At 52.8% G+C, this 15,476-nt stretch carries 7 protein-coding genes; 5 read left to right on the forward strand and 2 right to left on the reverse strand.

The window, feature by feature from the left end:
• The first annotated feature begins 200 nt into the window (after positions 1-200).
• From HUW35_RS11465 to HUW35_RS11485, 5 genes are all read left to right on the forward strand, one after another.
• The gene (locus tag HUW35_RS11465) at positions 201-3,734 is read left to right on the forward strand and encodes a TonB-dependent receptor (protein WP_181252458.1); all 3,534 of its coding nucleotides are present in this window, start codon (positions 201-203) and stop codon (positions 3,732-3,734) included.
• Between the two features lie 67 nt (positions 3,735-3,801).
• Complete coding sequence (locus tag HUW35_RS11470) at positions 3,802-5,322, forward strand: tryptophan halogenase family protein (protein WP_181252459.1); 1,521 nt, start codon at positions 3,802-3,804, stop codon at positions 5,320-5,322.
• A gap of 54 nt (positions 5,323-5,376) precedes the next feature.
• Complete coding sequence (locus tag HUW35_RS11475) at positions 5,377-5,898, forward strand: gluconate 2-dehydrogenase subunit 3 family protein (protein WP_181252460.1); 522 nt, start codon at positions 5,377-5,379, stop codon at positions 5,896-5,898.
• Between the two features lie 21 nt (positions 5,899-5,919).
• Positions 5,920-7,608, forward strand: coding sequence for a GMC oxidoreductase (locus HUW35_RS11480; protein WP_181252461.1), 1,689 nt, complete (start codon positions 5,920-5,922; stop codon positions 7,606-7,608).
• 12 nt (positions 7,609-7,620) lie between these two features.
• A complete protein-coding gene (locus HUW35_RS11485; protein WP_255463249.1) occupies positions 7,621-8,397 on the forward strand; it encodes a ThuA domain-containing protein in 777 nt (258 codons plus the stop codon).
• 117 nt (positions 8,398-8,514) lie between these two features.
• Here HUW35_RS11485 and HUW35_RS11490 read toward each other — a convergent pair whose 3' ends face one another.
• Positions 8,515-12,603, reverse strand: coding sequence for a carbohydrate-binding protein (locus tag HUW35_RS11490; protein WP_181252462.1), 4,089 nt, complete (start codon positions 12,601-12,603; stop codon positions 8,515-8,517).
• Positions 12,604-13,014: 411 nt separating this feature from the next.
• Positions 13,015-15,450 (reverse strand): agarase, encoded by a 2,436-nt coding sequence (locus tag HUW35_RS11495; protein ID WP_181252463.1) that lies wholly within the window; start codon positions 15,448-15,450, stop codon positions 13,015-13,017.
• Positions 15,451-15,476: the final 26 nt, after the last annotated feature.

Below are 15,476 nucleotides of genomic sequence, written 5' to 3' on the forward strand. Positions count from 1 at the left end.
GTTCATTAAACAACGGATTCATTTTGTTAACAATAAACAGTTGACATAATTTCCCGGGTTGAAGGATCATTGGCCTATCGATGGAAGAACCCCCAATAAATCAACAATCGGGATTCCTTCGAGTCTAGGGGCGGCGCCACTAGCGGTATCAGTGAATGCCGAATTGATAATAAAAATGCGATCCGATGGAGAGAGTGAGCATGTCTACGTCCACTGTACGTAATCGCTTCCGTATGTCTGCACTGTCAGTTGCCGTGCTGTCCGTTTGTAGCGGCCACGCAATGGCACAGGAAGAAGAAAAACCAGACGAGAGCCAATACCAGGCGCTTGAAGAAATTCAGGTAACCGGTATTCGCGCCAGTATTGAAAAGTCCATTGATGACAAACGCTACGGCGGCAACATCAAGGACACCATCAATGCCGAAGACATCGGCAAGACCACTGACCAGAACATCGCTGAGGCCCTGTCCCGCGTGACCGGTGTTTCCATGCAAACTGCTGATGGTGAAGGCTCCACCATCACCGTGCGTGGCGCCAACGCACAGCAGAACAACATCAGCCTGAATGGTGTGCAGCTGGGTTCTACCGGATTCAGCCAGGCGGTAGATTTGTCTGCTTACTCGGCAGATATTCTTTCCAAGATCGAGGTAGTGAAAACCCCAAGTGCGGATCACGATGAGGGTTCGCTGGGTGCGAACATCAATCTGGTATCTGCCAAGCCGTTAGAAGTCACCGAAGGACTGAATATCAATGGGCAAGGGCGCTACAACGACCTCTCTGACAAAGAAGATTACAAGGCTTCTGCAACCTATACCGGTAAATTCTTCGACGATACTTTCGGTGTCATCGTTACCGCATTTGATGAGACCAACTCTGTTCGTAAAGATCAGTTCTCTCAGGATCAATGGGTGTCGCGCACATCTTCGCGGGCTACAGATCAAAACGGTAACGTTGTTAATGATGTTTCCGGTCTGGTTCCGTATAACACTCGTATGCAACTGCATGAGAATGATCGCGATCGCCGGGGCGTCAACTTGGGCCTTCAGTGGCAAGCTACGGACGATACAGAAGTCAATGCAAACCTGAGCTGGAACAAACAGGATGTTGACTCCACTATGCACGAAGCTAAGGCACGTGCGGGCGACCTGTATACCTACCAAAATATGGTCGAGGGTGAAGACTATCTCTGGCTCGGGCAGCCGGCAACGTGGACCGACCCACAGGAAGAGTGGCATACCTACAATTCAGATACCCGTACGTTTACCAAGTATCTGAACCGTAACTCCGGCGGCGACCTTACTCAGCAGACCAACAAGTTCTCGAATGAAAACAAGATTGCATCTTTGGATGTGAGCCACGCATTTACCGATACGGTGACCGTCAATGCCGGGCTGAATTACTCTAAAGCCGAACAGATTCCAGAACAGTCACTTTATGTGAACCTGCAGAACTATCGCCGCGTGAATGCTTGGCTTGTTCGACAGGCTACACCGGAAGAGATCGAGCCCGTAGGCTACGATTGCAGCTCCGGCAAATGTAATATCGTAGCGGGTACAGGTCTGGTTGACTACGGCACGATACTGCATCCGGAACAGGGTGCGCTGTGGGATAACCTGGGTACCACCATGTTTAACCCGGATGACCTGAGTGCCCAGCACCTCGCCTTCTTGGCCCGTACTGTTCGCGCAGTCGAAGACACTCAGCAGGCCGCATACTTTGATGTGGATTGGGATGTGGATTTTGCCGGTGTGCATACCCTCGAATTTGGTGCCAAAGCCACGCGTCGTGAAAAGTATGTGGATAATCAGTCCGGAACCTTCAATTCCATTGGAGAAGGGGTGACGGTTGTTGATCCGGAAACCGGGCAGCCGTTTACCATTGTTGAAGGGATTACCGATATTGATGGATCCTTTATCGCGGACGGCAGTTTCCCTGTCGATGATTTCATGCAATCACTCGGCTATGCCGACAGTAATGTGACCGATGGCTGGACTACTGTCTCCGCAGAAAAGGCATTCGAAGTCGCACTGAATAATCCAAATGCCGAATTCGTTCCGGACGATACTGAAACGCGTTCCGCTGATTTGGACACCCAGGCGATCTACGTCAAGGCAGATTTTTCGTTCTTGGATGAGAAACTGTCCGGTGATGTAGGTTTACGCTACGTAAACACCACCGTTGATACCACAGGCTATTCCGGTGTGAATTTCCACAGCAGCACCGGTAACCTGGGCAAGGTACTGGATGTGTTTACGCTGCAAGAGCTGCGCAATTCCTCCAACCCTGCATGTGCCCCGATCCTGGATTACGATCCACTGTTGGTTCCAGATGATCCCGCAACTCCCGACTTCAATGAAAGTAACTACGGCGACCCAGACAGCCAAAATGAGCTGCGTTGGTCTCGTGTGGACGGTTTGGGCTGGGATACCAAGGGCACGCTGGATAAGTCGGACGACACCCCGATTGCCAGCCAGGGCGCTTGCTACGATATGGCGGCAACGCAAGGAAACATGAATGAGTGGCTCCTGTGGCGCTATGCCGACGTGTCGACCGAATCCAACTATATCTACGGCGAGCGAGATGCAAATGGCAACCCTGTAACAGTCGAAGACCGCAGTCGCCGTTCGTTTGCTGTAGAAGGCGATCATGAATACAACGTTCTGCTCCCGAGTCTGAACCTTAACTACCTGTTCAATGATGAAATGATCGGTCGACTGGCGGTTTCCAAGACCATGTCCCGTCCGCAGATCGATTCACTGCGTCCGGGCTTCAAAGTGCGTGAGACGGTATGGACTGACGAAAACGGCACTGGTAACGCGATCACCTTGTTCAACACCAAACTGGATCCTTTGGAGTCCAAAAACCTGGATCTCGCATTTGAGTGGTATTTCTCTGCAAACGCCATGGTTGCAGCAGGTTTGTTCTACAAGGACATGACCAACTTCGAAGAGTCTCAGACCATTGTTACCTATATGGATGACCTTCGCGGGTTGGGGCTGGACGAGGGCGAGGGGCCCTACAACACTGAGGATCTGATTAAACGTGCAGATAGCCTGGAAGGCTGTATGCCACGACGCATCGAAGGTACCCAGGAGTACACAGAAGAGTGGCTGTTTTCTGACGACCTGGCAGACCTGTGTGCCAAGTTTCAGACCACCACCATTACCAACGGTAAGGGTGCAAGTATCAAGGGTGCCGAATTCCAGTACACCCAGTCCTATGACATGCTACCCGGTGTCTTTGCCGGCCTGGGCACATCGTTGAACTACACCTACCAGGATAGTGCTTATGATCAGGAAGTTTCCGCGGTTGATCCAAGCGTTGTATTACCTGAGCTGCCAGTTGCCTTTACGCCGGAGCATAGCTACAACGCAACGGTATTCTGGGAAATGAATGGCCATCAATTGCGTTTGGCGTATCAGGGTACTTCTGATCAGCTGGCGCGACGCGTGTGGGATAACGGTTCATTGTGGCAGGAAGGGCGCGGTACACTGGACTTCTCCGCGGCTTACCAGCTGACAGACAATATATCTTTGTCCTTTAATGCGGTGAACCTGACCGATGAGAAGGTGCGTAACTACTACACTAGCCGATTCATTCAGTTACCGGATGCAAATGGCAACCTCGTTGCCTTTGATGAAGGTAATCCGCTGGATGGTGGCTACAAAGGACGTACAGCTTCAGAATACAAAACGGGTACCTTCTACCGCTTTGGTATTCAGGCGCGCTTCTAATCTCTCTCGACGTTGTTAATTTGTCATCATGATTTGCCGCGCCTGGAAACAGGCGCGGCTTTTTTCTATGAAAAAAAAGAAACTTATTATCGTAGGCGGTGGTACCGCAGGGTGGATGGCCGCACTCATGCTGCAAAAATCTGTCGCCGATTTCTGGGATATTGAACTGATCGAATCCAGCAAGCGTGGAATTATTGGAGTAGGGGAAGGTTCCACACCGGCTCTGAAGAACTTCTTTGATGAAGTTGACATCCCGGAAGAGTCGTGGATGCCGAGCTGTCGTGCCACGTATAAGACGGGTATCACGTTTGATCAGTGGTCGGCAAAGGCCGGATTCGAAAGTTACTTTCACCCCTTCTACACGTATTTTGATCGGGATCATGCCAAAGCATTAGTGCATCACTCACTTTTACGTCGTGCGGGAAAGGATGCACATGCGCATCCGGATATGTTTTCATATAACCACTATCTCGCCAGGAAAAGACTGTCCCCGGTCCCTCCCTACCATTTCCCTTTTGATATTCAGTATGGCTATCACTTTGATGCAGGTCTGCTGGCGCAGTTTTTGAAGAAAACTGCCGTAGAGCGTGGCGTGAACCACACCGATACACTGATTACCGATGTTCAGCTGGGCGCCGATGGTCAAATCGCAGCGGTGATCGATGAACGTGGGGAGCGCTACTGCGCGGACTGGTTTATAGACTGCTCCGGGTTTGCGGCGCTCTTGATTGATGATGCGCTGGGTATTCCCTTTAAAAGCTATGCAGATTCCTTGTGGAACGATAGTGCAGTAACACTTGCTATGCCCGCCGAGGATGAACCTGCCTGTGAGACTGTTTCGACAGCACTAAAGCACGGCTGGGCGTGGCGTATCCCCCTGCAAAGTCGGGTGGGATATGGCTATGTATATAGCAGTCGGTATACCTCAAAGGAAGATGCAGAGGCCGAACTGCGAGAACATGCGGCTGCTGGTGCCGATGCTGAGGTCCGCCACCTTTCGATGAATGTTGGTCGACGTGAGTCTCACTGGGTGAAAAACTGTGTGGCAGTTGGCCTCTCTCAGGGCTTTATAGAGCCGTTGGAAGCTACATCGCTGGCGTTGACACAGCAGACCATAAGCCGATTTATCCATGCGTTCAAAGACGGCAATACGGGTCAGGGTTTTGTGGATATTTTCAATCGTGCGGTAAACAGGAGCTATGACGACGTCCGAGATTACATTTCCGTACATTTTCTAACGAATAGTCGCACCGATTCGACCTACTGGATTGATAATCGTGAGAACCCCGGGCCGGTGAGCAAAGAGTTGAGGGCGGTCTTCAATTGCTGGTTCGACAGTGGTGATCTTCCGGGGTTACTAAAGCACCTGAAAATTGACGGTGCGTATAGTAATCACTCCTGGCATTACATTCTCTGTGGTATGGGTGTATTTCCTGATGCAGTGGGCCTCAATCCTCTGGTAGAAGAAGATAGAGGAAATGTTGACCTTGAGCGAATATCTGATTTCTTCAATCGATGTGCCATCAATCATGAAAGCCATAAGGAAGCACTGGAAAAGCTAGCGATTGGATCTGCTGTCAGTAATTAGTCGTTTGCCTTTCTGTATTTCGAACTGACGAGAATGCAAATAGTGGAGGGGTTTGTGGATAGAAGAAAATTTCTTTCTGAAATGGCTGTCTTTATGGGTTGTAGTGTTCTGTCACTGGATCTGAAGGCGGTTGATGCTGCGCTGTCTTTTAGTGGTCCGGCTAGCTCCGAGTCGGGGTTTCATATGGGGCTGGTGTCTCGGGTAGCGGATATTATTATTCCTGAGACAGACACCCCATCTGCCAGTCAGGCGGGAGTTCCGGGCTATATCAACTTCTACTTGAGTGATTTTCTATCCAAGCATAAAGCGAGCGAATTCATTAGCGGGTTGTCGGCGACTTTCGCACAGGGTGAATTTCTGTCATTTGAAGCGGCGCAACAAGTGAGGGTCGTTCAGGCACTCGATGATGCACTAAATACGGAAGCTGAAAACCCGACATATAAGAAACTCAAAGAGCTCATCGTTATCGGCTACTACACTTCCCGAGTAGGGGCGACACAGGCTCTGCGCTATGACCCAATTCCAGGCCCCTACAAAGAAATGAAACTTGCGGAAGTCGGTCGCACCTGGCTGTAAGAAATTGGATGCGGAATCAACATGAATAATAACGAATTTGATGTGATTATTGTGGGCTCCGGTATGAGTGGCGGCTATGCCGCGAAGGAGTTCTGTGAGAAGGGCTATAACACGCTGGTGCTGGATAGGGGGGAGATGGTCAGGCACGGTCAATACAAGACCGAGGGCAAGGCTCCGTGGCAGATGCCGTTCCGGGGCGATGTGCCTGAAGAATTCAAAGCCGAACAACATATTCAGAAAGAGGTGTATATCTATAACGATTACACTCGGCACCACCTTATTAACGATAAAGATCATCCCTACGAGCAGAAGAAGCCCTTTATCTGGTATCGCAGTGCCACCGTCGGTGGCAAATCGCTGATCTGGGGTAGGCAAAGCTATCGCTGGAGTAAGCTGGATTTTCAGTCCAACAAGCTGGATGGTAACGGAATCGACTGGCCGGTGCGGTATGAGGATATCGCCCCCTGGTACGACCGGGTGGAGCCGTTTGTCGGCATTTCCGGCAGTTATGAAGGGCTGGATGTACTTCCGGATGGCAAGTTTCTTCCAGCTCTGCCACTCAATGTGGTAGAGCGGGATATGAAAAAGAAAATCGAGCAGACCTTTCCTGATCGTCACTTTATACCCGCGCGGGTAGCGCATCTTACGCAGCCACAAAAACAACATCTGGAGTTGGGGAGAGTACAGTGCCAGGCGCGCAGTGAGTGCCCACGGGGCTGTTCGTTCGGTGCCTACTATTCATCCAACTCCGCTGCACTGCCGGCGGCAGAGCGCACCGGCAATCTGACGCTGGTGGCAGATGGCCAGGTGCAGGAGGTGCTCTACGACAAGGCCAGCGGCCGGGCCACCGGGGTAGCCTATGTGGATATGCGCAGTGGCGAACGAAAACAAGTCTTTGCAAGAACAGTTTTCATGTGCGCTTCTACACTCGCCTCGGTACAGATTCTGCTTAACTCTAAGTCAGAAACCTTTCCAGAAGGTATCGGTAACCGTTTTGATGTACTCGGTCGCTATATCATGGATCACTGCGGTGGTGGTGGTGCTTCCGGGATGGTGCCGGGGTATCTTGAGGATTACTACAAGGGGCGTCGTCCAGGTGGAGTGTATATTCCTCGGTTCCGTAATATCGGTAAAAAACACGGTAAGTTTGAGCGCGGCTATGGCTTCCAGTGTGGCGCAAGCCGTGCGGGATGGCACTGGGCCAAGTCGGGGAAGGGCATTGGCAAAGCGTTCAAGGAGAAGGTGAGCCAGCCGGGCAACTGGTACTTCACCATGTGGGGTTTCGGCGAGAGCCTTCCCAGGTACGAAAATCGTGTGTACCTGCACCCGACAAAGAAAGACAAATGGGGCATGCCATTGCTGGTGACCGATGTTACCTATGGCGAAAATGAAAGTGCAATGGTCAAGGATATGAGTGAGACCGCTGCAGAAATGTTACAAGCGGCAGGGCTCAAGAACATCCGTCCGTTTGAGGGCGAAGCGCCACCTGGAGGGGCGATTCATGAAATGGGCGGAGCTTGTATGGGACTTGAGGTAGAGACTTCGTACCTGAACAAGTGGAATCAGTGTCACGATGTGAAGAACCTGTTTGTCACGGATGGTGCGGCTTTTGCTTCCGTATCCTGCGTGAACCCATCGATCACTTTTATGGCGTTTACGGCACGCGCTGTCGACTATGCGGACCAGCAGATGAAGCGGGGGCTTATCTAAGGAGACTGCAAGATGCGTAAATTGGGTATCATGAAATCGACGTTCTCACTGCTCGCGTTAATGACCCTGGCTGGGCCGATATCCGCCAGTCAGTTTAAGGCGCTTGTCTTTACCAAAACTGAGGGCTGGCAGCACGACAGTATTCCGGCGGGCGTGTCGGCCGTAAACGCGCTGTCTAAACTACATAACTTTGAGGTGGTGCATTCGAATACGGCAGATGTCTTCGAAGAGTCCAACCTGAGCCAATTCGATGTGGTCGTTTTTCTGTTGACCACCGGTGATGTGCTGAATGAACAGCAGCAGGATGCGTTCCAGAAATTCATCCGGCAAGGTAAAGGCTATGTGGGGGTTCACTCTGCTGCCGATACTGAACACGATTGGTCTTGGTATCGCGGGCTGGTTGGCAGGACGTTTTTAATCCATCCCGAGATTCAGTCTGCGAAGGTGGATTTGCTCGAGAAAGGGTTCCCCGGCACCGAAACTATGCCGTCACGATTTTTATGGACGGAAGAGTATTACGGATACAGCGCTGAGCACTGTGATCGCCTGAACTATATCCTATCGGTGGATGAAACAACCTATAACGCGGAAGCGGATTGGGGCGAAGTAAAGTCTAGTGGCATGGGGGAATTTCATCCGCTGGCCTGGTATCAGCATTACGATGGTGGGCGAGCCTTTTATACGGGGCTTGGCCATATTGCGGCCTCTTATAGTGATGATATGTTTAAGTCACATCTATACGGAGGTATATACTGGGCCGCTACCGGTAAGGGCGTGGATACCGAGTAACCTATACTGGAATGCTCGGCTCACTGGGCTAGTCCTCTGAAATATTCTCTCATTGAAAAACCCCACCCTGTTCTCAGGGCGGGGTTTTTCTTTTGGTGATTTAAAAGGCCAGGCTACTTAATTGCGTACCGGTGTGCTGCTGTAGTCCTTGATCACCAGATTGGCGACGGTCAACTCGCCATTGTGGCGGAAATCGACAGATATGGTGTTGTTGGTTTGTAGCTTGTCCACTGGTACTGGAATCTCCAGCGTAGTGAATACTCGCTCTGCACTGTTCTTCCTACGCCCCCGCCAGTCAATCGGCGTTGGTACCGCTTCGCCATTGACGGTAAGACTGTCTATGGAAAGGTTTCCTGCTGGTACATCGTCCTCTCCCGGGAATAGAGAGACCGTAAGGCGCAACTGCGCTTCCGCGTAACCAGCCGGTACATTCACATTATTGATATGCAAAGTTCTTGGCCCCCCGGTAATCGAGACCCGGTGCGGCAGGCTACCGCCACTGACACTTTCCCCAAAGAACTTGCGTTCGTTCATCAATTGGTTGACCGCAATATTGTTGGTCATTGAGTACCGCAACACCACCGTGGCATTCGCCTCCAGGGTAAGGGAACTGGGCATAACCTTCTTATGCTGCCGGTCTAGCTCAACTTCTGTGTCGTGCGGATAGTGCAACTTCCGCATTTCCACATTCTGTAGCTGGGCATTGTTCATACCTGCCACATTCAGGTTAATGGTTGTATCGATGGTCTCCAGATTATTGATCACCACGAACAGGTCGGTGCCATCTACGTAGGATTGAACCTGTACATCAGGGTCGCTGGATACGGTATCTACGCGAGTGCCATCCACATCCGCCCACAGCTCGAAGAATCGGATATAGGAAGACCACTGCCAGTTACCCTGATTGAGCTGAGGCTCAATCAGCATTGCGTAGTGGTAGCGGGTGGTACAGTCGCGGACCTCTTTATAGCCACAGCCACCTGGCAGATAACCCCACAGTGGCTTCGCGGGAGTAAACGGCATTGACTTGATGACGTAGTCTGGTCTGTCCAGTATCTGGAGCAACAGGCCATTAAACGACTTCAGGTTTTCGATATCGTAACGTTCCTGATGTGGCTGGTTGGTCCAGGCGCCCTGAACAGAGCCATACTCCGATAACACGATGGGTTTGCGATTGGCAAAGCCATTCTTGTGGACGTCATACCACTCCATCATGTCGAGCATCGCCGGCAGGTGTCCATTGCGGCGCAACGTAGCTTTGGTGTCGTCGGTCGCTCCCGGCCAGTCATAGGCGTGGACGGCATAGAAGTCCATGTTGTGGCCTGCTGCGTCCATGAAACCGCGCCACATTACATCCCATTGGTACCAGTTTTCATTGCGTGTATCGTCGACGGTTGTGGTCAGTGCATTCTGGAAGAAGGCTTCCGCTTCCGCCTCGACAACTGGGTCTTCGGAGCTGATCCACTGGTCGTAGTGATTGTCAGAAACTCGCGATAGTCCGTCGCGTTTGTAGAAGTCATGCAGACCCCAGGTCATGCCGCCAATCATCGGGGCTTCGTTGCCGAGTTTTGAGCGGATCTCCTGTGCCACCAGATTATGGTATTCCCAGAGTGTTTCTTGGTTGGTAACCATAAAGGCCCCGGTTTTCATCAACATGTCTGGCTCGTTGATCACTTCCCAGTACTTCGGCATTGGCTCGCCCACGTGTCCATTGCTGGTGTTGGCAAAGTAGTGCTGCATGTACTGGCCAACCCAGGTTGCCGATGTCTGAATATCCATGGGCTGCCAGTTGTGCCAGGTCTGCCCGTTAGGGTTCCAGCTTAGCGTTGGATAGGTCGGGTGAGGGTTGGTACCCGCAATCATTTCCATTTTGTCTGCAGGGAAACGTTGGTAGAAAGCATTGCTCTCGTGTGCCTCGCGGAGTTCCTGCCCGCGTGTCACCATGTAGTCCAGGTCTGGCCAGTTGGCCTTATTGGGGTCTTCCTTGGTGTCCTGGAACTTCCAGGTAGCGCTGCCATTGTCTCGGCCGCCAATCACATCCAGTGTATTCACGAGATAATTCAGTTTGTCGGCATGGCCGTTCCAGTCGTTCTCGTAAATGGTGGTGTGCGCGGTCATATGCCGTTTGCGGCCAAAGTCAGACACGCCGTTGACACTGTGTTTTATATTGGCGTTTACAGTGACGCTCGCGCTATGGGTGTTACCCACCTGTGACGCGGAACAGCCGGCTTCGTTTGCGAACTCGCTGGCAGGTGTGGAAGGACAGTTATCTGCACTGTTTGCAACACCATCGCTGTCGCTATCGGCGAAGCCTGTGCAGCCTGACGGGTCAACATTTTGTCCGAACGGTGTGTTTGCGCACTGGTCGACGCTGTTCAGCACTCCGTCAAAGTCATCGTCGTCGCCACCAGGGCTGGCACAGCCCACTGCATTCACGAATTCTCCGGGATTGGTCGCTGCGCACTGATCCAGGTTGTCGGTGATCCCGTCGTTATCGCTGTCCAGTTGGGATGGAGCACAACCGACGCTGTTCGCTGTTTCTGCTGGGTCGGTACTGGGGCACTGATCGTTGACATCCGGAACGCCATCGCCGTCGCCATCCAGGCTCAGGTCCGCATCGCCAATGCGCTCGAAGGTCGCGTAGTCGATATTGAACTGGAAGTCCTGCGTGCCGGCCCCGTAGATGCGGATGGTGAGATCACCGGCGAACAGGTTGATATCGCTCGAAGCGTTGAGCAGATAGAAGGTATCCCAGTCCCCCTGACTCTGTACGTCGGTGGTGTTCTTGATGACTAGCTCATCTTCGTGGTCAGTGGCCATCAGGCCCACCTGAACGCCGGAGGGATTGCCGGTGCCGACGAAGAACTTCGGCCGGTACAGACCGGACGTATCCAGTGAGAGGTTGTACTCCAGATAGTCGCCACTATTGAAATAATTGACCGCAGTACTGCCATTGACAACGTAGGTGTCGATCTCGCCACCGATGGTGTGCGCGCTCTCTGCCTGCAGGGTGAACGTGCCCGATACCGGGGCACCATTTCCGGGTGAGCTACCACCGGAGCTTGAGCTGCCCGAACTTGATGACGAACCACTACTGGAGCTGGAGGAGCTGGAGCTTGACGAGCCCCCCGAGCTGGAGGAGCTGCTTGAGCTGGAAGATGAGCTAGAGGAGGAGCTAGAGGAGGAGCTGGAACTCGAAGAACTGGATGAAGTTCCTCCCGAGCTCGAAGAGGCGCCCGTGTAACTAAACTCCATGCGATCCAGGTTCCACTGCCAGTCGTTGGTGCCGCCGCCGTAGACGCGGATCTGTTGCGTCCCCGAGGGCAGGTAAACACTGCCGCCGGCCAGCGGCTGAAAGTTGTCCCAACCAATATTCGGTACACTGGTTTGCGTCAACGTCTGCCAGCTACCGCCAATGTTGTGCTGAAAGTCGATGCGGCCACCGTTGATGGCAGTACCCGCAAAATAGGTCAGATCGTAATTACCCGCCTGCGGTACAGAAACACTGTACTGCGCGTAGTCTCCCTTGTTGACGTAGTTAATCGCCGTGGCGCCGTTGACAGTGTACACACTGATTTTCTGCGGCTGTCCGTCAGCATAGGTGCCGCCCACCTGGGTAAAGCTCTCTGCTTCTACTGTGAACTCGGTACTGCCACCGCCGCTCGAACTGCTACCGCCACTACTTGAGCTACTACCGCCGCTAGTGATCTTGGTGAGCTCCAGCGCGTCGAGGTTCCACTGCCAGTCATTGCTACCGGAACCGACTACGCGAAGGTTGATGGTCCCCGCGGGAAGCGATACATCGCCGGCATTGAGGGGCTGGAAATTGTCCCAGTGCCCCATCGGAACACTTTTCTTGACCAGCGACGTCCAGCTGGAACCACTGCCGATCTGGAAGTCGATTTCCGCACCCGAAGTCATACTGGTGCCGATCAGATATTGCAGGTTATAGGTACCTGCTTCGGCAACCTGCAGGGTGTACTCAGCGTAGTCGCCACGGTTCACGTAGTTAATTGCAGTAACGCCATTGACGTTATACACACTGATTTTTTGAGGCTGACCATCGGCGTAGGTACCGCCGACGGTGGTGAAGTTTTCAGCTTCAATTCGATAGTCCGCAGCGGTTGCTGCAGTACTGAAGGCGATACCAGCGGCCAGCACAGACTGTGCCAGCACCAGTGGGCGCCTGGGGTAGGGGAGTTTCATCGCTTGCTCCGAGATTGAGACACGGTACAGCTGGTGTCGTTATTATTTTTTGAACCGCTCTGGCATTTCGCTGATACGTCTGATTGGCGAAGGTTCTTGGGCGGCCCCAGATCGACGGCAGTGGCCGCTGGGTGCAGCATGGTTGTGCTGATTTGGGTGTGCGGCACTATTAGCGTTATGTCTGCCGTCAATCAGATTTAATAACATATTGTTAACAGTTGACAATGGTGCTTCGGTGCGTTGGCGCGTTTTTGTTCAGAACATTTTCTGCGATGAGAACTGGCGCCACTTATTTATGGGGAACGCAAGAGGAGAGAAGTGGGAAATGCGCCGGCGGAAAATTCCGCCGGCATTGTGAAGATAATCCAGTGAATTTATATCGCGTGGTTCGTAACCAGCGCGACAGTCAAGCTACTCGCGCGCACCGCGTGACAGTGGCGCCGTGGTGTTGAATACCTGCATGGTTGCAGTGCTCAGGAAACCGCCATCATCATCAAATACGATCTCGATCGCATTGTCCTGGCGCAGGTAGGCGATATCCACTGGAATCTCAATGACACCAAAGTATTGGGGGCGCCCCTTACCGTTATAGTACTGGTCGTAGCCCTGATAGTCCTCTGGTGCGCTGACGGCATTTCCATTGATGGTCACCGTCGGTGTCAGGGATTTACCATGGTCGCGGCCTATCCCCAGGCGCAGCACTGCTTCACCGTTTTCGCCGACAGTCACATCGTTGATTGCAAACTGCAGCTTTGAGCCGGCGGTGATGGGCTGCATGTACTTATCCGCGTAGTACTTGGTTTCCATACTGTCGCTGGCGATCGCAATACTGTCCGCGAATGTCAGCTTCAATACCGCGGTAGCTTGCGACTTCAGGGCAAACTCCTGTGGCATTTCGGCGGACTCGGTTTCATCCAGTACCGGTTTGCCGTCATTGCCGTAGTGCAACTCCTTGATATTCACGCTCTGCAGAGTGTTGCCCGCTACCCCTAGGACAGAGAGATCCAGCGTGGACGCCTCTTCCTCCAAATTGTTCAGGATCAGGTATGCGGTATTGCCGTCTACATACGCATTGGTTTGCACGTCGAGGTCGCTGGCCCAGCTGTCTACGCGGGTGCCTTTGACTTCAGACCAGAGCTGGTAGAACTTTACGAACTCGGTATACACCCACTCGTCTCCAGTCTCGCCACTGGCCTCCTTCTTCTGGCGCATCAGTCGGTTAGAGTAGGGTACAGTTTCCGATTGGCGGCCCCACTCGGCCTTGATGGTCACAAACGGAATGGATTTGAGGATCTGATCCGGCCGCTCCAGCATGTTCATGGTCAGACCGTTGAGCGCGCGCAGTTTGTAGCCGTCGCGCTCGGGAGACCAGGGATCATTCATCATGCTGTGCACGGTGGCTCCGATCTCGGAGACCAGAAAAGGCATGCGCGCGCCGGTGGCCATGAGGCTGTACTGCTCAAGCATATCGAATGTGGCCTCCACATTGCTGCCGCGACGCAACTGTCGTGTTCCGCTAATTGCGGGAAAGTCGTAAAAATGTATCGACAGGAAATCCATATTTTCGCCGGCGATGTCGATAAACAGTTTGTCGCGCTCTTGCCAGCGATTGAAATTGTCCTTGTCAAAGTCCGGGAAGGCCACGGTGTAACCGCCGATCAATACATCGTCGTGGGAAGGCTGATCCCAGGCGTCGCGATAGGCTCTTACCTCATTGGCTACGGCATTGTGAAATTTGAAGACATCTTCCGGCGTGGTACCTTCGTCTTTCGTTTTCGGGTAGTCCACCAGATCATAGAGTGGTTCGTTCATTACCTCGAGAAATAAGGGTTTCGGCTGACCGTAGGCATCGCCTTCACCCCGATTGAAATACTCGTAGAGGAAGTTCGCCATATAATGGCCAACTGCTGTGCCGAAGGGCTCTTCCTCGGTATCGGTGGTCGAGAAGGACCAGCCCATGCCGGTATCGTCGCCGTTGGGCCAGTAGGGGTGCTGCTGACCGCCGACAATCATATCCGTCGCCCGGTGTTCGTGCTGTCGCGCAAGCTGTGCACTATCGGAAGTACCTTCGGTGTAATTCCAGCGCATACCACCACCTTGACTGGCCGCGGCTGCTTCGTCGATAAAGCCAGGGCGCGCGCCGTCCTCGGGTAGCTGGCTCAGTTGCCATTTCATGCCACCGGTATCCCGTCCCAAATAGACATCATAGCCATCCAGGAAGTTGGTCATCAGGTCGGGATCTTCATTGGGTGCCCCGGCACTCTGCGCATTACCGCCGATCCAGTCATTCTCCGTATTCGACGCGTGCACGGTTATGAACTTGCGACGGTCGAACTCGCATTCCCCGCCCACGGTATGGCGCATATTCAGGTTGAAATCGACCCTAACAGAATCGCTTGTCGGCGGCTCTGGCTCCGGTAGGAGCTCTGCTTTGGTTGTTACGGTGAAGTCGGCGCTTATCCCACCAATGGTAAGAGACGCAGTAACCGCTGTGCCGTATTGGGATCCGGTGCTAATGCGGACCACCACACTATCTCCATCTTCAACCGTTGCCGTACTATCGCTAAAGGCGCCGTTATTTACCGAGTACTCACCACCGCTGATGCTGATATTGGCCGCGGCATTGATCCCGGAAACGGTAATGGCGGAAGAAGTGTACTCGGTGTTCAATTCTGCATCGTTCACCGCGGTAAAGGAGAATGTATCCGGGCGAGTATCTTCTTGAATAGATCCATTGTCTGGTGGTTGGTTCTCGTTGTCACTACCGCTACCTCCTCCGCCGCAGGCACTTAGGGTGCCAGCCAGAATCAGTATCGCGAGCCGCTCAGAAAAAATCAGGCGCGTCATAAAAAATATTCTCCAAACTACATTTC

The organism is Microbulbifer sp. YPW1 (assembly GCF_013367775.1).
In the GTDB taxonomy this organism is placed as follows: domain Bacteria; phylum Pseudomonadota; class Gammaproteobacteria; order Pseudomonadales; family Cellvibrionaceae; genus Microbulbifer.